This is a genomic window from Psychromonas aquimarina ATCC BAA-1526 (assembly GCF_000428725.1).
Taxonomy (GTDB): domain Bacteria; phylum Pseudomonadota; class Gammaproteobacteria; order Enterobacterales; family Psychromonadaceae; genus Psychromonas; species Psychromonas aquimarina.
In genome coordinates this window covers 97784-118318 of the sequence record NZ_AUAM01000009.1, presented here as the reverse complement: position 1 = coordinate 118318, position 20535 = coordinate 97784, and the positions used below count along the sequence as shown (strand labels likewise).

At 43.5% G+C, this 20535-nt stretch carries 21 protein-coding genes; 2 read left to right on the top strand and 19 right to left on the bottom strand.

All coding sequences use genetic code 11. The annotated features are described in order from the left end of the window. Positions 1–51: 51 nt before the first annotated feature. From flhB to G337_RS0102460, 19 genes are all read right to left on the bottom strand, one after another. Positions 52–1191 carry a flagellar biosynthesis protein FlhB gene (gene flhB, locus G337_RS0102555; protein WP_028862486.1) on the bottom strand — a complete coding sequence of 380 codons (1140 nt, stop codon included), beginning with the start codon at positions 1189–1191 and terminating at the stop codon, positions 52–54. Positions 1192–1302: 111 nt separating this feature from the next. Then, a complete protein-coding gene (gene fliR / locus G337_RS0102550; RefSeq protein WP_028862485.1) occupies positions 1303–2094 on the bottom strand; it encodes a flagellar biosynthetic protein FliR in 792 nt (263 codons plus the stop codon). After that, on the bottom strand, positions 2094–2363 hold the full coding sequence (gene fliQ / locus G337_RS0102545) for a flagellar biosynthesis protein FliQ (RefSeq protein ID WP_019613253.1): 270 nt from the start codon (positions 2361–2363) through the stop codon (positions 2094–2096). The genes fliR and fliQ overlap by 1 nt, the downstream gene beginning before the upstream one ends. 9 nt (positions 2364–2372) lie before the next feature. Further along, a complete protein-coding gene (fliP, locus tag G337_RS0102540) occupies positions 2373–3116 on the bottom strand; it encodes a flagellar type III secretion system pore protein FliP (RefSeq protein WP_157619177.1) in 744 nt (247 codons plus the stop codon). Beyond that, on the bottom strand, positions 3109–3522 hold the full coding sequence (gene fliO / locus G337_RS0102535) for a flagellar biosynthetic protein FliO (protein WP_028862483.1): 414 nt from the start codon (positions 3520–3522) through the stop codon (positions 3109–3111). The genes fliP and fliO overlap by 8 nt, the downstream gene beginning before the upstream one ends. Continuing rightward, a complete protein-coding gene (fliN, locus tag G337_RS0102530) occupies positions 3519–3917 on the bottom strand; it encodes a flagellar motor switch protein FliN (protein ID WP_028862482.1) in 399 nt (132 codons plus the stop codon). Before fliN ends, fliO begins: the two co-directional genes overlap by 4 nt. Before the next feature lie 62 nt (positions 3918–3979). Then, the gene (fliM, locus tag G337_RS0102525; protein WP_028862481.1) at positions 3980–5008 is read right to left on the bottom strand and encodes a flagellar motor switch protein FliM; all 1029 of its coding nucleotides are present in this window, start codon (positions 5006–5008) and stop codon (positions 3980–3982) included. A gap of 141 nt (positions 5009–5149) precedes the next feature. Then, positions 5150–5677, bottom strand: coding sequence for a flagellar basal body-associated protein FliL (fliL, locus tag G337_RS0102520; protein WP_028862480.1), 528 nt, complete (start codon positions 5675–5677; stop codon positions 5150–5152). An 87-nt stretch (positions 5678–5764) separates the two neighbouring features. After that, complete coding sequence (locus G337_RS0102515) at positions 5765–7129, bottom strand: flagellar hook-length control protein FliK (RefSeq protein ID WP_028862479.1); 1365 nt, start codon at positions 7127–7129, stop codon at positions 5765–5767. 158 nt (positions 7130–7287) lie between these two features. Next, positions 7288–7734 (bottom strand): flagellar export protein FliJ, encoded by a 447-nt coding sequence (gene fliJ, locus G337_RS0102505; RefSeq protein ID WP_028862477.1) that lies wholly within the window; start codon positions 7732–7734, stop codon positions 7288–7290. Positions 7735–7812: 78 nt separating this feature from the next. Continuing rightward, positions 7813–9144 (bottom strand): flagellar protein export ATPase FliI, encoded by a 1332-nt coding sequence (gene fliI, locus G337_RS0102500; RefSeq protein ID WP_028862476.1) that lies wholly within the window; start codon positions 9142–9144, stop codon positions 7813–7815. Next, positions 9137–10033, bottom strand: a complete 897-nt coding sequence (gene fliH / locus G337_RS0102495; protein ID WP_028862475.1) for a flagellar assembly protein FliH — start codon at positions 10031–10033, stop codon at positions 9137–9139. Before fliH ends, fliI begins: the two co-directional genes overlap by 8 nt. Before the next feature lie 49 nt (positions 10034–10082). Beyond that, on the bottom strand, positions 10083–11153 hold the full coding sequence (gene fliG / locus G337_RS0102490; RefSeq protein ID WP_028862474.1) for a flagellar motor switch protein FliG: 1071 nt from the start codon (positions 11151–11153) through the stop codon (positions 10083–10085). Further along, positions 11146–12864 carry a flagellar basal-body MS-ring/collar protein FliF gene (fliF, locus tag G337_RS0102485; RefSeq protein WP_028862473.1) on the bottom strand — a complete coding sequence of 573 codons (1719 nt, stop codon included), beginning with the start codon at positions 12862–12864 and terminating at the stop codon, positions 11146–11148. Before fliF ends, fliG begins: the two co-directional genes overlap by 8 nt. A 35-nt stretch (positions 12865–12899) precedes the next feature. Then, the gene (gene fliE / locus G337_RS0102480) at positions 12900–13229 is read right to left on the bottom strand and encodes a flagellar hook-basal body complex protein FliE (protein WP_028862472.1); all 330 of its coding nucleotides are present in this window, start codon (positions 13227–13229) and stop codon (positions 12900–12902) included. Positions 13230–13343: 114 nt separating this feature from the next. Next, positions 13344–13919, bottom strand: a complete 576-nt coding sequence (locus tag G337_RS0102475; protein ID WP_028862471.1) for an LPP20 family lipoprotein — start codon at positions 13917–13919, stop codon at positions 13344–13346. 105 nt (positions 13920–14024) lie between these two features. Next, complete coding sequence (locus tag G337_RS28095) at positions 14025–16829, bottom strand: bifunctional diguanylate cyclase/phosphodiesterase (protein ID WP_169719602.1); 2805 nt, start codon at positions 16827–16829, stop codon at positions 14025–14027. A gap of 196 nt (positions 16830–17025) precedes the next feature. Further along, a complete protein-coding gene (locus G337_RS0102465; RefSeq protein ID WP_028862469.1) occupies positions 17026–18243 on the bottom strand; it encodes an ammonium transporter in 1218 nt (405 codons plus the stop codon). A gap of 32 nt (positions 18244–18275) precedes the next feature. Further along, on the bottom strand, positions 18276–18614 hold the full coding sequence (locus G337_RS0102460; RefSeq protein ID WP_028862468.1) for a P-II family nitrogen regulator: 339 nt from the start codon (positions 18612–18614) through the stop codon (positions 18276–18278). 382 nt (positions 18615–18996) lie between these two features. Between G337_RS0102460 and G337_RS0102455 the strand changes: the two genes are divergently transcribed. Beyond that, the gene (locus tag G337_RS0102455) at positions 18997–20154 is read left to right on the top strand and encodes a D-alanyl-D-alanine carboxypeptidase family protein (protein WP_028862467.1); all 1158 of its coding nucleotides are present in this window, start codon (positions 18997–18999) and stop codon (positions 20152–20154) included. Positions 20155–20247: 93 nt separating this feature from the next. Further along, positions 20248–20517: a DUF493 family protein YbeD gene (gene ybeD, locus G337_RS0102450; RefSeq protein WP_028862466.1), complete on the top strand. Its 270-nt coding sequence runs from the start codon at positions 20248–20250 to the stop codon at positions 20515–20517. Positions 20518–20535 lie beyond the last annotated feature (18 nt).

Sequence of the window (20535 nt, the reverse complement as noted above, 5' to 3'; positions counted from 1 at the left end):
CTTGAACAGCTTCTAAATAAATAAGTCCCAAAAACAGCGAACGTCTATAAATTAATCGTTATATTGAAAAGCTTCTGGAATCTGCAGATCATCAGGTAATTTTTTCGGACGACCGGAACGCCCTTTACGGAACTGATCCAGCTGATAAATATATGCCAGCACCTGTGCTATCGCTACAAACAGCTCTTCTGGAACCTCTTCATTAATCTCAGTGGTATGATAAATCGCACGGCATAAAGGCGGCGTCTGCATCACCGGCACTTCATATTCACGTGCCACCTCCCGTATTTTAAGTGCCATAAAATCAACGCCTTTCGCAACAACATAAGGTGCCCGTTCGCCATCCTGCTCATATTTTAATGCCACGGAATAGTGAGTCGGATTGGTCACAATAACATCCGCATCGGGCACATCTCCCATCATCTTACGCTGTGACGCTTCATACTGCAGCTGCCTGATACGCTGTTTGACTTCCGGTTTACCTTCGGAATTTCGAAACTCATCTTTGACCTCCTGCTTGGTCATTTTCATTTCCTGAGTATGCTTATAGATCTGATAGGGCACATCAACAGCAACAATTAACAGCATAGAGCAGCACAGAAGAATGAACATCCAGGAGATCATATCTAACGCTTCAAAAACACTGCCCGGTAAAGGAGTAACCGACAGATGCAGGATCCGTTCAAAAGTCACCCCCAAAATCCACCATACCATACCGATTACCACCAGCACCTTTAAGATAGACTTTAATAATTCAACCCAGGCCTGCAGGCCTAACATACGCTTTAAGCCGGCGGCAGGACTTAAACGATTCCACTTGGGCATCATGGCTTCGGTACTAAATAACATGCCGCCTAATAACGAACTGCCTAAAATGGAGATAACAAAAAGCATAAGCAGTATAGTGAACATCGGCAGTGCCAGGCCGGTAAAGCTGCCGGTTAAATGCAGCCACATATACTCAGGATTAAATAGAGCGGCACGCTCAAAAGTAAATGCCCGTTTCATCATCACAGACAGCTCGTATGCTAATCTGTCGCCGAAAACCAGAAAGGAAAGTGCAGCCGAAATCAAAACTGAAGCCGTCGCTAACTCCTTAGAGCGGGCAACCTGGCCCTTTTCCTTGGACTTTCGAAGCCGTTCGGGGGTGGCTTCTTCGGAACGCTCTGTTCCGTTTTCATTTTCAGCCATGAACTAGACTCCGTTTGCTGATATTAAGCGCAGATATACAAATTATGGATAAGCTGATTATAGAAAAAATAATCAATAATTATGCCGTTATTGAGCAGAAAAAATAAATATTTAAGGTACTCCGCAGACATCATTTAATAACTCGCATATTAAACTGATGCCGCGCAGCCATTGATTGTTAAAATGAACCGGCACATTTACCAGGGTTATCCATAAAACAAATAAACCAAATACCATGCTGATGGAAAAACCTAAACTGAAAATATTTAGCTGCGGCGCGGCTTTGGTCATAATACCAAAAGATAAATTAACCAGCAGCATTGCCACCATAGAAGCGATCGAAAAAGCCAGAGCAGCTCGAAACATCAAAGAAAACCAGGCAGCCAGCTTTTTATAATCGACGGCTAATAAACCATCCATTGAAACCGGCAGTGTGTCGAAGCTTCTAACCATCATCTCAATCATTAACAGATGACCGTCTGCGCCTAAAAACAGCAGCGTCACCAGCAGTACATAAAACTGACCAACAACGGGTGAAGACTGGCCGTTCATCGGATCTGCCATGGAAGCAAAACCTAAACTTGTCTGCATTGCAATCACCTGTCCGGCAACAACAAAGGTCTGCACAACAAAAACCGAGACAGTACCAATAGCAATACCAATCAGCACCTGCTGCAGGATCACAAATGCACTGCCCAGAGAAAACAACTCAATATCCAAGGTAATCGGAGGAAGAATCGGCACCACTGCGACAGTAACAGCAAAAGAATAAAACAGGCGGATCCGCGCAGGTGTCGTACGGGAGCCCACTGCAACCATCACCATCAGCATGCCGGCAATACGGCAGAAAGCCCAGAAATAAGCCGCCAGCCAGTCGAGTAGAAACTCCGCAGAAAAGTGCATCAGCCTACTACTTGCGGTATCTGTTCAATCATGGAAAAAAAGAACTCCATCAGCTTATTAAAGCCCCAGTGCGCACCAAATGCTAATGCAGTTAAGGTCATCATTAAACGCGGTAAAAAACTTAGGGTTTGTTCATTAATTGATGTAGCGGCCTGGAAAATAGCAACCACTAAACCGATTAACAGGCTCGGCACTATGGCAGCCGACACCAGCATCAGTACAGTCCACAGGGCTTGACGGAAAATGTTTACAAAAACTTCCGGTTCCATAACTCCTCCCTACAAACCAAAGCTGTTAGCTAAACTGCCCATAATTAGGTTCCAGCCGTCAACCAGCACAAATAACATTAACTTAAAGGGCAAAGATACAATCATGGGGGATAACATCATCATACCCATTGCCATTAATATACTCGCCACCACTAAATCAATAATCAAAAACGGAATAAAGATCATAAAGCCGATCTGAAAAGCGGTTTTAAGCTCGCTGGTTACAAAAGCCGGAATCAGCACGGTAATCGGCACTTCTGCCGGAGTGTCGACCTGTATATTGGCGATTTCCAGAAAGGTTTCTAAATCTTTTAACCTGGTCTGAGCGAGCATAAACTCCATCATCGGCTTCTTGCCTTTTTCCAGCGCCTGGGTGATGGTCATCTCTTCGTTCAAATAGGGCTGCAGAGCAGTTTCATTCACCCGCTCAAATACCGGTGCCATAATAAAAAAAGTTAGAAACAGCGCGATACCGTTAATCACCTGATTCGACGGAGTCTGCTGCAGACCCGTAGCCTGTCGTAAAATAGACATCACCACCACGATACGGGTAAAGGATGTCATTAAAATCAGCATCGCCGGCAAAAAGCTCAGCGCTGTCATAAACGCTAGCACCTGCAGCGTCACACTGTATTCCTGATCACCGCCAGCGTTGGTTGTCACTGTAACAGCAGACAAAGCGCCTGACTCGGCAAAAAGATGCGGCGAGACAAACAGTAAAACAGCGCCAATAGCCAGAAATATTCTATTCATGATTTTTATTACTTATTTTAGATAATAAAACGGCAAACGGGTTAACCAGAGCCGCGTTATCCGGCTCATTTTCTGTTATTACAGGTTTTTCAAACTTATCAAGTAAAGTGATATTCTGCTCAGTGACGCCCAGCAGATAATGCTGACCGTTTATTTCAATCATCTGTACCCGGCCTTTACTGGTCAGAGGCTGTGTTGCCACAACTTTAATTGCCGATTTTCCCTGTCCATTTTTTAACAGATTGGTTTTTTTCATCAGATAAGCAAAAACAAAAATGCAGGCGATCACTAATAATAATGACGCCAGCATACTGCCGAGTGCTAAATCAGGACGGCCGGGTGTTTCCTGTGCCCCGAAACTAAGCACAGGAAAAAAAGCAGCTGCAAGTATAAAAAAACGTATCATTTAAGCTTTTTAATCCGTTCCGTCTGGCTGATAACATCCGTTAAACGAATACCGAACTTATCATTTACCACCACCACCTCGCCGTGCGCAATCAATGTACCGTTCACCAGAACATCCAGCGGTTCACCGGCAATACGATCCAGCTCCACAACCGAGCCCTGATTTAACTGCAGCAGATTTCGAATATTGATTTTACTACGCCCGACTTCCATGGAAATAGTGACAGGAATATCTAAAATACTGTCTAACCGGGCATGCTCTTCTGCGCTTAACGAAGAAGATGTATCCTGAAGTTCATCGAGCTCAACATTATTGACATTATCCCCCTGCCCCGCATCACCAGATTCCTCAAGTGCAGCGGCCCACTCATCAGCCATATCTTGTTCAGTGCTCATAACTTTTTCCCTATCTGTTTCTTTTTTAATAATATTCAATGAAATTGTGAGTAATTTAAGCCTTACTCTGCATCTTTCATATCTTTTAAACTACCCAGCTGCAGCTGGGTATTCTGAATTTCAGGCCGATCAATACGCTCGGTGATTTTCAATGCTAAATTCTCATTTGACTTGCCTAACTTAGCCCTGAATGTCGGTAAACCTTCAACGGAAACAAGCAGAGACTCGGGCATATCAACGGGAATAATATCCCCGACTTTAAAATCCATCATCTCGCGCAGCGGCAGCACTGTTTCCAGGAGCTTAGCTGTAAAATCAACACCTACATCCATAATTTCATCTTCCAGAGCCTGGCTCCAGCGCTGGTCGGTATCCTCTTTATCACTCTGTACACCGGCATCCAGCAGTTCCCGGATCGGCTCCAGCATTGAATACGGCATAGCGATGTGAAAATCGCCTCCCCCTCCGTCAAGTTCAATATGGAACGAATTAACCACAATCACTTCTGTCGGACTGACAATATTCGCCATCGCCGGGTTTACTTCCGAGTCTAAATATTCAAACTCAGCATCCATTACCGGCGCCCAGGCATCATGATAATCTTCAAATATTATTTTCAAGAGCATTTGAATAATACGGCGCTCAGTAGGAGTAAACTCGCGTCCTTCAATTTTGGCATGGTAACGCCCGTCCCCGCCAAAAAAATTTTCCACTAAAATAAAGACTAAACGCGCTTCCATGGTGACTAATGCAGTGCCTTTTAACGGGCGAAAACGTACCATGTTTAAACTGGTTGGAACAAATAAGGTGTGTACATATTCGCCAAACTTAAGCATTTGTACTCCGTTAATGGAGACTTCCGCAGTATGGCGTAACATATTAAATAAACTGATTCTTAAATGGCGGGCAAAACGCTCATTAACCAGTTCAAGTGTCGGCATCCGCCCACGAACGATCCGGTCCTGCGATGAAAAATCAAAGTGGACAAGGGAATCATCCCCCTCATCACCGGCCTCAACGACGTCCTCTTCAACATCATCAACACCATGAAGAAGCGCGTCAATCTCGTCTTGAGATAATAAATCTGCCATGAAAAATCCTGCTGCTGTAAAAAATTACTGTAAAAAGCGACTGAAAAATAAGGAATAATCTGCGGCTTTATTGTTATATCTGATCTTTACTTGATTAAATCTCTGCCGTTTATCAGGATTATATCCAGCGGCGGCAGACAATTACTGTAAAACAAAACCGGTGAATAATACCGAATCTATTAATTCTTTATTTTCCAGCTTAGAAGTTGCTTCATTTAATGCTTTTAATGCATAAACCCGCAGAAGCTCTTTGCCTGCCGGATCCCGCAGCTGCTGAACAGTCGCCGCACCGAAGACCCGCACCAGCGCACCTTCTAATAAAGGAATATGTTTTTTAGCTAAGGCTTCATTGGCACTGCCTCGTACCATCAGCTGCACCTTAATCTGCACTAGACGATCACGCTTGCCGTCCATAACATTAAAAACAAAAGGTCTGGGCATCGCGACATAGGTTGCGGCTAAACTTTCAACAGCTTGTTCTTCTGAACCATCTCCTTCAACCTGCTCCGCCGCGGTCTCTTCCTCACCGCTAAACAGAAAAAAATATGCGGCCCCGCCCGCGGCTAACAATAAAACAACAGCAGCGGCAATGATTATCAGCTTTTTTTTATTGCCTCCCGCGGAAGCCCCTTCTTCTAATGAAAGCTCTTCATTTTCTTCTTCAGCCATATGTTTATTCCCTGTTATTTTTATTCGCCAATGTCTGCGCTGATTTTAATGCATCTTTTCTACGAATCCAGTAACAATTAGTCACCTTTAGGCATAATAATCAATTCCTTGAGCTGGAAGCGGTATTTTTGAAGAAATCCACTGGCTGTTATCACTAGTTTCCTGCGCCAGAAGATCACCGCCGCCAGATCCGCCTGTATTAAACACGCCGTTTTTCGCCTGTTGATTTTGGCCCTGCTGCTGATTGTGCTGCTCTACACTGGTATCCCCAAGACTTATCCCCTGCTGCGCAAGCTGTTCACGTAATCTGGGCAAGTTCTGTTCGATAAGATCACGGCTTTGTCCGACTTGAGTCTGAATATGCAGCTGCACCTGCTCCTGCTGCACGTGCAGTTTAATATGCATTGAGCCTAGTTCGGCCGGATCCAGACGAATTTGAATTTCCTGCTTACCCTGTCCGATCATCATCATAATGCGTTCCCCTAATAGAGCAGAAGCATGTTTAGACTGCAGTTCTAAAGGCTGATGCAGGGCGGGCTGCGCTGCTTGAGTATTCAGATTTATTAACTTATCAAGATTCGAAACATTACTGCCGGCTGCTCGTAAGAAACTGTTATCACCCGGGTTGACTATGGTATTTCGCTCGCCGTCATTTTTATTTATAAATGAAAACTGTTCGCTTTTATCTATTGAGCGGGCAGAGACCTCCGCATTTAACAAATCATCAGCTGAGCTTTTCTGCGTGCCTTTTATGGAATTATCGGCACTCGAAAATACAGCTTTCAACTGCTCTTTATCCTCTTTCCCGGCCCCTTTTTTCACCTCGTTCAACAGCTCAGCACTTTCAGCTCCGACCTGCTGTCCTTTCTGCGCTTCTGTTATTTTTGTATCTATTTTTTGAGCAGCTTCAATCTGTGCGAGAATAGGATTACTATTTTTCTCCGATGGATTGACCCCTGCGCCGGCTAAAAGAGCAGCACTTTCCCTCTGGTCCGCTTCTAAGCCGTCTGCAGAATCCTTCATGTCAGCACTGTGAATTGTTTTATTTTCGGCAGAAACAGCCGCCGGGTTATCGATTTCTAAATCACTGTTCTGCAGCAGCTCATTGCCGGAGATTTCGCTCTGCTCAGGTTCCACGGCAGCGCTTAACTCCGACAGCTCTTCAGCTAATAGCTCTTCACTGCTGATTTCTTCCATATCATCAGATGACAGTTCTTCACCGGCCTGTAACTCTTCTGATAATTCATCCGCAGAAAGTTCAGGGTCAATTTGCTCATCATTACTGCCCTGTCCTTCGATTACCGAGTCCAGCAGCGAAGAGAAAACCCCGCCCGATTTATCTTTCTCTGTCGACTGCAGTTCGCCCTCGACTTCGCTCTCAACGGAAGCCGCCGATGAACTTTCATTCGACGGTGCGGCGGAGGGGCCGCTTAATAATATTGATTGCATCATAAATTAGCTCTCTTTAAACAAAACCAGGTACAGTTTTGTAACGCAGAATAAAAAATGGACATTTATGCCGTTTTTGCGGCTGAAAACAGCCGATATTTAAATCGAAAGTATCTATATTAATAATAAGCAATTTGCAGACCAGTTCTGTAATCCGAAAATCAAATGCTGGATCTTTTTTGGAAAAACTGAAAAGTAGCAAATTCATCAAGGAGCTGCTGTTCTTTGCGGTCGGCTGCTTTTGCTTTTTGTAACGCTTTTTTTTCCAGAAGCATCGCCATCGCTTTGCAGCTCACCTGACTATCCAGCCACTGCTTTTTGGCCGCATGCACATCATATTCCAATTTAACCACTGCCTGCTGCTGCTTAGTTAAACCTTGATCTATCTGCACAATAAACTGCTGATATTTTCCAAGTGCTGATATAGATAACCCTTGAGAGCCTTTTTCGCTTAACTGGGTAATATACTGACGGCGATACTGCTGTAGATTTTGTGACTGCTGACGGCATTCAAAGAGGCACTGCTGCGCTTTTTGATATGCCTGTAATGCTTGCTCTACCTGTTTTTCACGTTGTTCATAGACAAGCTGCAGTGCATTTTCTGACATCTCAAATTCCTTTTATATTCAGGTGACCGTTATACGCCGGATTCTCTCTGCGGCAGAGGAATATTACTTAAACAGCTGTTAACTGTTTACAAATTCCTGCGTTAACGTCGCAAGCTGCGTCAAACAATCGTTATAACTGATACTTTCTTTCATTCCCTGTTGCAAGAAATGATCCAGTCTTGGTCTGATAACAATCGCTTTATCAATTCGCGGATCACTTCCTCTGGCGTAGGCGCCGATGGTGATCAGTTCTTTATTTTCCTGATATAAGGAGTAGGCCTGCTTTAACACCCGCGCTAATGTCTGGTGCTCATCGGATGTCACCATAGGCATAACCCGGCTGATAGATTTGCCGACATCAATGGCAGGAAAGTGTCCGGAATCCGCCAGTTCCCGCGATAAAACAATATGCCCGTCTAATATTGCTCGGGATGCATCTGCAATCGGATCCTGCAGATCATCTCCTTCAGTTAAGACAGTAAAAAAGGCGCTGATCGACCCCTGATTTTCGTTACCGTTACCGGCACGTTCAACTAAAGCGGGTAATTTTGCAAACACCGACGGCGGATAACCTTTTGTCGCCGGCGGCTCGCCGATTGCTAACGCTATTTCACGCTGCGCCTGCGCAAAACGGGTTAATGAGTCCATTAACAATAAAACATTCAGACCTTGATCACGAAAATATTCAGCAATCGTTAAGGCCGTTTCACAGCCCTTTAAACGCATTAACGGAGATGCATCCGCAGGTGCGGCAATCACAACAGCCCGCTTACGCCCCTCTTCTCCTAATATCTCTTCAATAAACTCTTTAACTTCCCGGCCTCGCTCACCTATCAAGCCGACAACAACAACATCGGCATTCGTGCCTCGGGTCATCATGCCCAGTAATACACTTTTACCGACACCGGAACCAGCAAAAAGCCCCATACGCTGCCCCTGACCAACGGTCAGCAGTGCATTTATTGCTTTAATTCCAACATCAAGCGGATCTTTGATTGCTTTACGGCTTAAGGGGTTAATGCGCGGGTTATTATACTGGCTGGTGTGAGCGGTAATTATTTCACCTTTGCCGTCCAGCGGACTTCCAAGGCCGTCAACAACACGCCCTAACAGCTCCATGCCAACAGGGATCCCCTGTGCTTTAAGCTGTGGAATGACCCGCGCACCGGGCAGCACCCCGGTTAAACGCTCACTCGGCATTAAAAACAGGCGCTCACCAGAAAATCCCACCACCTCGGCATCAATAAATCCGTCATTGGTTTCGACATGACAAAGACTACCAACCGCGGCACTGCAGCCTGTCGCCTCCAGCGTTAAGCCCACCACACGCACCAGTTTCCCCGATACGGTTGGATGAGTTATTGACTCACCAGTCTGATATTGCGCAAGACGCTGGGCGAGTTTATTCATTTATGACTTCTTTATCTGAACCAGCGGCTTCTGCAGCTGCCGGATTTTCCTGCTTAGAAACAGCTGTTATATTTTCCAGAGGGTGATCATTAAGTAGATTTGAATCATCATTTTTCTGCGGGAGCTGCGTATGGTTTTCTTGAAAAAAATGTTTCAGTACCTGTTCAATACGTGTTGAAAAGGCATAATCGACACTGGATGTCTGGGTATGTATCTGACAGTCACCACGTGCTAAAGCAGGCTCAGACTGCAGATCCCAGCCGCGCTGTAAACAAACCTCTGGTGAAAAGGCATCCTGCACAAAGGCAAGATCATCGGGATGCAATAATATTTTTAGTGTCTGCTCAGAAACGGGCAGGGCTTCAACTCCCTGTTTTAAAGCCTGCAGAATTATCTGCGGATTGCTTTGTACCTCACAACGGGTAATCTGCTCAGCAAGCATAGTTGCCAGACGGATAAGCTGGTATTCAACATTATCATCTAATTTTTCCAGAGGGTTATGCAGACGCTCAATTAACAGCTGCCAGCTGCTGATCTGTTTCTCGATCTGTGCCTGCCCTTCGCTCAGCCCCTGTACCGTTCCCTGTTCAATCCCCTGCTGCAGGCCTTCACTTAAACCTTGAACTTTGCCTTCTTCCATCCCCTGCGCAAAACCGGCATCTTTACCCTCTTTAAAGCCGTCTTCATAGGCAGACTGACGAACAGCTTCAATATCATCCAGAGTTAAAGGCAGGGGTTGTTCTTCAACCTCTTGTTCAACGGTCTCTTTCTCGCGGTGATACCAGTTTGCCGGTTTACCGAATAAAGTCGTCTCCTGCGTTTCCTCTGCTTCACTTCCATCAAGTTCAGGCAAAGACCAGTGTCTGTAATCGCTGTTTTTGTCTATCATGCACTGTATGTCCTTTTACCAGTTTGAATATTAAAAGTATTTAGCCACTCTATAAGAACTCGTCACCGCCGCCGCCGCCAAGCATAATTTCACCGGCATCGGATAGGCGGCGGGCAATGGTGAGTATCTCTTTCTGCGCGGCTTCAACTTCGCTGATACGAATAGGCCCCATTGCTTCCAGATCATCCTGAAGCATTTCAGCGGCACGTTTAGACATATTCTTAAATATTTTTTCTTTGAGCTGTTCATCGGCACCTTTCATGGCACGCTGCAGCTGCTCGCCGGGTACTTCACGTAGCAGTGCCTGTGTACCACGATCATCAAGATCAATAAGGTTATCAAAGACAAACATCAGATCCTGAATCTGCTGGCTCATATCTTCATCAGTTTCACGTAAAGAGTCCATTAACGGCCCTTCAATACCTGTATCGAGATAGTTCATAATATCAGCGGCGGCTTTAGTACCGCCCATTTTAGCGGCCTGAGCACCGGCCTGACCGGCAAACTGTTTCTCCATAATCTCATTTAATTCCTGTAAAGCGGCCGGCTGAACCTCTTCCAGATCCGCAATACGCATCATCAGATCCAGACGATTTTTCTCCGGGAACTGAGTTAATATCTCCGCGGACTGTTCGGGATCTAAATAAGATAAAACGATAGTCTGAATTTGCGGATGCTCATTCTGAATAATCGACGCCACTTGTCGTGCATCCATCCATTTCAGTGAATCGAGACCTTTTGAGCCGCTGCCGAGAATAATCTGATCCACCAGATTACCTGCTTTATCTTCACCGAGCGCTTCAATTAATGACGCTCTGACAAAATCTTCACTGTCTAAACCGATATTACTGTACTTTTGAATATCTTCAATAAATGCACGGTGCACACCGGTGACTTTAGTTTGTGAGGAATCTTCTAAAGCCGCCATCTGCATACCTAATTTCTGAACCTGTTTCGGCTCCAAATTACGAAAAATCTGAGCAGCATCTTCAGGTGTAAGACTGAGCATCAGCAGTGCAGACTTTTCAACCCCCGATAAAGAGGAAATATCAAACTCGGCAGCTACTTCGGTACCTTTAGCCTCTGCCGCTTTAGGGTCTTTTTTATTTTTATCATTCATCAGCCAATAACCACTCTTTAATTACTTGTGCAGATAACCCCGGTTCATTAGCAACTAATGCACGCACGGCTTTAAGAAGATCTTCATCTTTATGCAGATCCGGCAGTGTAATCTGCCCGTTACTAATACCAAACTCAACCCCGGCATTTTCATCATCATCAGATAATAACTGCAGGTTGTCACTACCGACTGAACCGATTGCACCACCTAAATCGTATTCATCAACCTGTTCAATTGTTTCAGGATAAAGCAGTTTTTTCATAATAGGGCGGACAATTAATAACAGGGTCAGCAGTATCACTAACATACTGCCGCCGAAACGAACATAACCTTGAAAAGTTTCCGTTTTCCAGAACTCCTCTTCAGCAACAGCGGCAAGGTCAGGACGATTAAATCTTACTGATGCAATTTCCAGAATATCGCCGCGCTCTTTATTAATACCTAAGCCGCCTGCCAGTAACCGCTGGATACTGTCCACTTCTTCCTGCGTTCGCGGCGCGTATGATACTTCACCGGCGGCATTGGTGCTGGCTTTATAGTCTAACGCAACTGATACCGCCAGACGGTCTACTTTACCCACTTTATGTTTAATATGAGTAACCGTGGTATCAACTTCATAATTCCGGGTGGATTCATTATGTGATGTACCGTCAGATGAATCTGAAAACTCGCCGCCCTCTTTGAGCTCTTCAGGAGCGGCTGAATTGGCTGGAGGCTGGTTGCTTAACGCTCCGGGGATGGAACCGGCAACTGAACTGGATGATTTTGTCTCCACCAGCATTTCACTTCTAACAGCCTGATTTGACGGGTTAAAGGTTTTTTTCGTCTCTTCAACAACGGTGAAGTCCATTGCTAAATCAACTTCAGAGGTATAATTTGCTAAGCCTAAAACGGGGATCAAAATCGCATCAATTTTCGCTTTATACTCCTCTTCACGTTCACGCTCTAAAGCAAACTCTTTACTCGACTGTGCAGAAAGTCCGCTTTTACTGCCGGAATGTAATAAACGGCCGCGCTGATCGCTGACCGTAACATTATTAGGTGATAATCCCTGCACTGCGGATGCAACGATATCAACAATAGAATCAATTTCCTGAGGGGAGAGGCTATAGGAACGGCTGGTTGTAACCACAACGGTTGCACTTGCCTGACGCTCTTTGCGGGCAAATACACTCTCTTTAGGAATGGCTAATAATACCTGCGCATTAGTAATATTTTTCATCTCTTTAATGGCCAGGGCCAGCTGACGCTCTCGACTTAACTTTAATCGCTCTTTTTCTACCCGCTGACTAACCCCGAAGCCCATATCCTGCAGTAAAATATCATCGCCGTCTTCGCTGTCATCGCTCACTAAACCGGCACGTGTCATCAGCAGTTTAATTTTCTGATACTGATCGGAAACAACAAGCACTGAATTACCTTCGAGCTTGTATTGAATTTTCTGCTTATCAAGGAAATCCAGAGTGCCGATTAATTCATCGGTCTGATAAGTGCCGAGCGGGCGGTAATCAGCCTCTTTTCCCCATGACCAGATAATCACCACAATTGCTAAAACAATTAACAAACCGATAATCATGCTGATCTGACGCAGTACATCAACATTGGAGAAAAATGAAGCTAATGCACTTTTTTCCGGCGGAGCAAGTGTCTCATCGCCTTCAAAGCCTGAATTGCTCATTAGCATATCTTGATTGTTATCTAACTCAGCCACTGTCTTTCCCTTTAATTACTCATACTTCCAATATACTAAACCGGCATGCTCATCACTGATTTATAGGCTTCAACCACTTTATTACGAACTTGCACTGTTGCTTCAAACGCCAGACTTGATTTGTTGGCGGCAATCATCACTTCACCTAAACTAACCTCTTTATCGCCCATTTCAAAACGATTACGTAATTCCGAGGTATTTTGCTGCAGGCCGTTCACATTATCGATAGCCTGTTTGAGCATTTTCGAAAAATCAGAATGTGAAGAATTAACAGACTGACCAGAAAGCTCACTATCTAAACCTTTAGTCTGCAGCCCCTGCATCTGCAGTTCATTAAATAAAGAAGAGGTATTATTAAGATTCATAATGTTTATCCGTTTATTGACACATACATAGCTTATTGCAATATTTATGCCATAAAAAAGGCGCTGATTATTCAGCGCCCTTAGTAATCACAATAGATAATGAACCTTTAAAAATTACCCTTTGAGCTTCTCTAACTCCGCATCTAACTGCTGTTCTGCACGCTGTGCTTTGAACTCCTGGTATAAAACATCTTTCTGCTGCGCAGACATCGGACGTTTGGCCGCATTGATCAAACTTTCAAAGATATCTTTGGTGGAGTCCTGTCCGACTGCAACAAGTACACATAAGTTATCTTTATCTGCAATTTTAACAACATCTGTTTTAATCGGATTAGTGCCGGTAAGTGTCTGCTGCGTAACCTGTTTAGAAACACTTGAGAAGGTTGAACCAGACTCGACACCAGATGCTACTTCAATTTTATCGCGGTAGGTTTTATCCATCGCACTCACGCGGGTTTCAATACGCTGAGCTAATGATGTACGTGCATTTGCAAGTGCCTGCTGCTTGTCTATGGACATATTACCTGAAAATAAAACGCACTCTGAAACAGCAATTCCATCTTCAACTTGAGGGTTTAAAATCCAGCTTGGGATTGCACCGACTGAAGTTTCTTCCTCAGGGGTGCCCGACGAACATGCTGCTAACAAAGCAATGGCAGATAGACTTAATATATTTAATTTAAATGACATAAAATTTTCCCTGAAATTAAAAGGCGGCTGAAGTACTAAAAGACTGTCAAAGAGTATATACCCTTTCGACTGTAAGATGCTAACTGATAAGGATATGTCAATGATTTAATTAATCTGCTTTTTTAAGTATTCAGTCATATCCGGCGCAGGCATAGGTTTGCCGTAATAATACCCCTGAATATTAAAACAGCCGTTGTCTGCTAAAAAGTTAACCTGCTTAACACTTTCGACTCCCTCTGCGATAACATCAAGATGCAGGTTTTTTGCCAGGGAAATAACCGACATAGTAATAGCGGCATCATCCTCGTCCTCAGGTAAACCTCGAACAAAAGACTGATCTATTTTTAATTTATTAATGGGCAGACGTTTCAAGTAAGAGAGTGATGAATAACCGGTGCCAAAATCATCTATCGCAAGTTCAATGCCCATTGCACTAATCTGCTTTAATACCAGAATTGCATTCTCGGGGTTAATCATAATCTGCCCCTCCGTCACCTCTAATGCTAACCACTCTGCTTTACAGTTTGTATCTTTAAGCATATTACTGAGCATTTCTATAAAATCATCTTTCTGCAGCTGCTTCATAGCAAGATTCAGCGCTAAGACTCCAGGATTCAAGCCCGTTTCATGCCAGGCAACTAACTGCCTCATCGCTTTGCGCATGGTCCACTGATCCAGTTCAATAATAAGACCGGTTTCCTCCGCAAGAGTCATAAATTTAGCCGGAGAGACCATGCCCATAACCGGATGCATCCAGCGGACTAATGCCTCCATTCCCACCAGTTTTTCGTTTCTGGCGTCAACCTGAGGCTGATAATAAACAATAAACTCTTCTTTACTCACCGCACTGCGCAGGCTGCTTTCCATCACAATGCGTTCAAAGGCTTTTTCAGTCATCTCCTCCGTATAAAAACGCGAGGTATTGCGTCCTTCATCTTTGGCTTTATACATAGCGGCATCGGCATTTTTTAATAATTCATCGGCATTTTTTCCATCTTCGGGATAAACCGCAATACCTATACTCAATGTACTGTATAAGCTCTGTCCTGATATACAGATAGCCTGGTGCATAGCTTTCTGCAGCTTATCAACAATATCGATCACCATTTCAGTGTTATATAATTCACCTAATACAATGGCAAACTCGTCCCCGCCTAAACGGGCGACGGTATCTGTACTGCGGACATTTTCAGTTAAACGTTCGGCAACCGTTTTAATGACCTGATCGCCGATCTGATGGCCCAGGGAATCATTAATCTCTTTAAAATGGTCTAAATCTATTAATAATATCGCCAGTGAGTTTTTCACTCTTAATGATAACTTAATCGCCTGCTTAATCCTGTCTAATAACAATGTCCGGTTAGGCAGACTGGTCAGAAGATCGTAAGAAGCCTGATACTCCAGCGTTTCTTTCTGCTCCTGCACTTCACTTTTCAACTGCATGTACTGGCTGATATCACGCGAAATAGCCAGTATGCCTAAGGTATGCTGTGCATTTTTATACAGGGGAGACTTTGATGTACTTAACAATACACGCTGACCGTCCGGATAGGTAACCCATTCATCATTAATGACATTACGATTTTTTGTAAGGACACTCTTATCTTTGTCCTGAAAAAAAGCGCCCAGTTCTTCGCCGAATATTTCAATATCAGTCCGCCCTATAATCTCTTTCTGCGGCTTACCGATAAACTGTTCAAAGGCTTTATTACAGCCTAAATAGCTGCCGTCCGTATGTAGGTAATCTTTATAATAAATCAAATCCGGCGTGCCGTTTAATACTGAATTTAAAACTGCATTCTGACTGCTCAGTTTTTCATTATTTGCTAACTCCTCAGTAATGTCCCTGCACACCAGTATCATGCCCAATGCTCTGTTTTCTCCTATCGGGCTAAGAGAATAACGAATACTTCGCTCTTTAATTTTATCGGCGGCAATAAAGTTTTTCAGCGTACGGTGTTCTTTAAGAGCAAGGCAGAGAGGACATTCATCCGCTTCAAGATCAGAGGGATGAAAGAAGTCATGATTATCTTTCCCTATAACAGCAGATGCGGGACTAGTGATGAATTTTTCAGCAGCCCGGTTAATCTGACTTACTTTGCCGTTTCCAGTAAGGATAATAACCGGAATAGGAATTGCGTTATAGCTGCTGACCCCCTCCTTCATCATTTCCAAAGGTTTTTCTAATGCGCTTTTTACGACAGCAATAAAAATAAACCAGAAGGATAAAAATTTACTTAAGTGCCCTACAAGGCTAAAAAAACCGTGAACATCTACATATAAAGTAAAACAAAATTCAGAAAAAACAGTCAGTAAAACAGCGGCCTGGATTTTCCAGTACACAGAGTTATTAAAGCATTTTTTTTTCCTGTGATTAACCAGCAGAGCAAATAGAAGAATAAGCATAACCACATATTCCAGCACGGTTTTTAACAAACTTAATCCGTCCACAGAAGTGTATAATGATAACGGTCTGAATAAAGAAACTGAGCTAATAATGACTACCACGAAAGCACAGAGAACAATAATCACGGACTGCCTCAGTTTATGTTCAAACAAAAATACAGCCGTAAATAAAATAAGGGCTTCAAAAAGACGGGTAAAGATCCACACAGACAGGGTGGTATTCAATGCATTGGAGGTAATAAACGGCATTCCGGGAAAGGTTAATACATGGAGCAGATCTAAAAATGCAATAGAAAAATAGCCTAGACCTAAAAACTGCAGGTAATGGTTACTGGTAAACGGATAGCTGTAATAAACAATAACACCAACACTTAATGCGACAAAAACAGCAAAAAACTCGGCAAAAAAATGAAACAGCAGATACTGGCCGTAAGTACCGATCAAAAATAGAACAAACAGAATCACAGCTGGTATAACACTGCTGGATAAAAACCTTAAAAACATGCTGTTAGTTCCTGGCTCAGGCATTAACATCCTTATATGGCTATTTATATTTTATTTTTTATAAATAATAGACGTTTATAGTAAACTTGAACGGATTTACAAGCTTTCAGCTGCTCTTATTATAAAAAAGCCCCTGACTAAACGGTTAGTCAGGGGCTGCAGAGACAGGGTTTATCTCTTTTAATTAAACAAAATATTAATCAGTAAATTCCGGGTAGGCTTCTAAACCACAGTCATGTAAATCCATACCGGTTTCTTCCTCTTCCGCAGTAACACGAATTCCCATAACAGCCTTGATAACAGCCCAGACAATCAATGACGCGGTAAACACAAAACCGAAGATAACAGCGGCTCCGTATAATTGAGTAATAAACGAAGCATCACTATTATTCATAGGTACAACCAGCAGACCAAACAGCCCGCACACACCATGTACTGATAATGCCCCAACAGGATCGTCTAACTTTAATTTATCAAAAGTAATAATACTGTAGACAACAATCACCCCGGCAGCGGCACCAATACCGGCGGCAAACAGAGGCGAAGGTGATAACGGATCTGCAGTAATAGCAACCAGACCGGCTAAGGCGCCGTTTAAAATCATAGTTAAATCCGCTTTACCCCATTTAAACTTACTCACCAGCAGAGCGGCAATGGCACCTGTTGCGGCTGAAGCATTGGTATTAACAAAAATCAGGCCGACAGCACTTGCGTTATCAGCATCAGAGATCATTAACTGTGAACCACCGTTAAAACCAAACCAGCCCATCCATAAAATAAATGCCCCTAATGTTGCCAGCGGCATATTAGAACCAGGAATCGGGTGAACTGAACCGTCTTTACCGTATTTACCTTTACGGGCGCCCAGTAAAATAACCGCGGCTAATGCTGCGGCGGCACCAGCCAGATGCACAATACCTGAACCAGCAAAATCACTAAAACCAGCTTCAGACAGAAAACCGCCGCCCCAGGTCCAGTAACCTTCTAACGGATAGATAAATGCAGTTAAAAACACAGTAAAGATCAAAAACGACCAAAGTTTCATACGTTCAGCCACCGCGCCGGATACAATCGACATTGCAGTTGCAACAAATACCACCTGGAAGAAGAAATCCGACTCAAGAGAGTGACTCGCACCTTCAGCCTGAGTACCGATTAATCCTCCAAATGAAGGCAGCCAGCCGCCGGCTGCATTATCAACATACATAATGTTATAACCGACTAATAAAAACATGGTGCAGGCAACCGCATATAAAACTACGTTCTTGGTTAAAATTTCAGTGGTATTTTTAGAGCGCACTAAACCTGCTTCTAACATGGCAAATCCGGCCGCCATCCACATCACCAGCACGCCTGACATTAAAAAATAAAAGGTATCGAGAGCAAACCTAAGTTCCGTTACTGTGTTTTCCATAATATGATCCTCATTACAAATTTATGACTGCTTTAAAGTGCTTCTTCATCAAGCTCACCAGTACGAATACGTACCACCTGCTCAAGAGGACGAATAAATATTTTCCCGTCGCCGACCTTGCCTGTTCTAGCAGCGCTAGTAATAGCTTCAACTAAACGATCCACGTCTTCATTTTTCAGTGCAATTTCCAGCTGCACTTTCGGCAGAAAATCAACCTGATACTCAGCTCCGCGATAAAGCTCGGTATGGCCTTTCTGTCTGCCGAACCCTTTAACTTCGGAAACGGTTACCCCGGCAATGCCGGCATCGGTAATCGCCTCTCTTACTTCATCTAACTTAAATGGTTTAATGATGGCGGTTAACATTTTCATGGCAATTCCTCTTATGTTGTAAATTAATGTCATGCATTTTTTTAATAAACAAAACACTTCCCCGGAGCATCTCTTTTAACACTATGTTTACAAGTAACATGCCAATTAAACAAACACTTAAAATACAATCGGTTACAAGCAAACCTTAGAGAAAACACTGTTATAACGCACCAATGCAGTGCGCCAATTCCCCCTTTTATGCACCGAAACAAACCAATAAATAAAAAATACTTAGAACTTTCAGCGGGGGATTAAGACTAATCAGATTACTCTGCTGGTAAGCGCTGTTGCGGATAAATACATGTACGCCTCTAGCAAACAAGGGGACATCTGCTATAGTGCGTATCAAAATTTTTGTTCTAATAACTCAAAGGTATCTCCCATGAAAAAAATAAGCCTGCTGCTTATCACTTTCTTTTTAAGTTTCAATGTGCTTGCAGCTCCCCGAGTCATTCCCAATGCGCCGGCAATTGCGGCAAAAGGCTACCTGTTAATAGATTTTGATTCAGGAAAAGTAATTGCTGAAAATAACAGTGAGCAGTCACTGAACCCTGCAAGCCTGACTAAAATGATGACCAGTTATATCATCGGGCATGAAATTAAATCCGGTAACTTAAAAACAACGGACAAAGTAACCATTTCAGAGAAAGCCTGGTCTAAGAATTTCCCTGATTCATCAAAAATGTTTATTGAAGTGGGTAAAGAAGTAAGCGTAGAAGACCTTAACCGCGGTATTATCATCCAGTCAGGTAATGATGCTTGTGTAGCAATGGCTGAACATATTGCCGGTAGTGAAAGTGCGTTTGCTGATCTGATGAACTCCTGGGCACTGCAGCTGGGTATGATGAATACCCATTTTGTAAACAGCCACGGCTTAACTGCTGAAGATCATTACACGACGGCACAGGATATGGCTATTCTCGCCAAAGCATTAATCCGCGATGTGCCGGATGAATACAAAATCTACAGTGAAAAATCATTCGAGTATAATGGTATTAAGCAGTATAACCGTAACGGTCTGCTATGGGATAAAAGCTTAAATGTTGACGGAATGAAAACCGGCCATACTAAAGCGGCAGGTTACAGCCTGGTTTCATCAGCAACCAAAGACGGTATGCGCCTGATCAGCGTTATGATGGGAACAAAATCTGAAACATCACGTAATGTTGAAAGCAAAAAACTGCTTAACTGGGGTTTCCGCTTTTTTGAAACACTGACTCCTTACAATGCCGGAGATCAGCTGGCTAACGAACGCATCTGGATGGGTTCGCAGGAAAATATCCGCTTAGGTGTAGGCCAGAGCACTCCAATCACACTGCCTCGCGGTCAGGCTAAAAACTTACAGGCTGATTTTGTTATTGAAGGTGAGCTGCGCGCTCCTGTGCAGAAAGGTGATAAAGTCGGTGAAGTACATTATTCAGTTGATGATGAAACCGTTGCAACCTATGATTTAGTTGCACTGGAAACAGTTGAAGAAGGCGGTTTATTCAGCCGTCTGATTGATTACATCAAATTATTATTTATTGGTTGGTTTGGTTAATTCTATCCCCATATAACAGGTAAAATGAAAGTGAGGCTTTTGTCTCACTTTTTTATTATTAGCAAAATTATATTATAGCCCCTGGAGTTAACCATGGCATTAAACACCAAATTTGATGAACTGTTAGAGTTCCCCTGTACCTTTGCATTTAAAGTAATGGGCGTTGCCGATCCTAAAATGATGCTGGACGTAATTGCTGTTATTCAAAAACATGCACCGGGTGATTACTCGCCGAAAGTAAAACCCAGCTCAAAAGGAACTTATCACTCCTTAACTATTCCGGTTTCAGTCACCAGCAAAGAGCATATTGAAGCTATCTACACGGATTTAAATAACCTTGAACTGGTTCGTTATATCCTTTAATCCTCAGCAGTTAAAAAA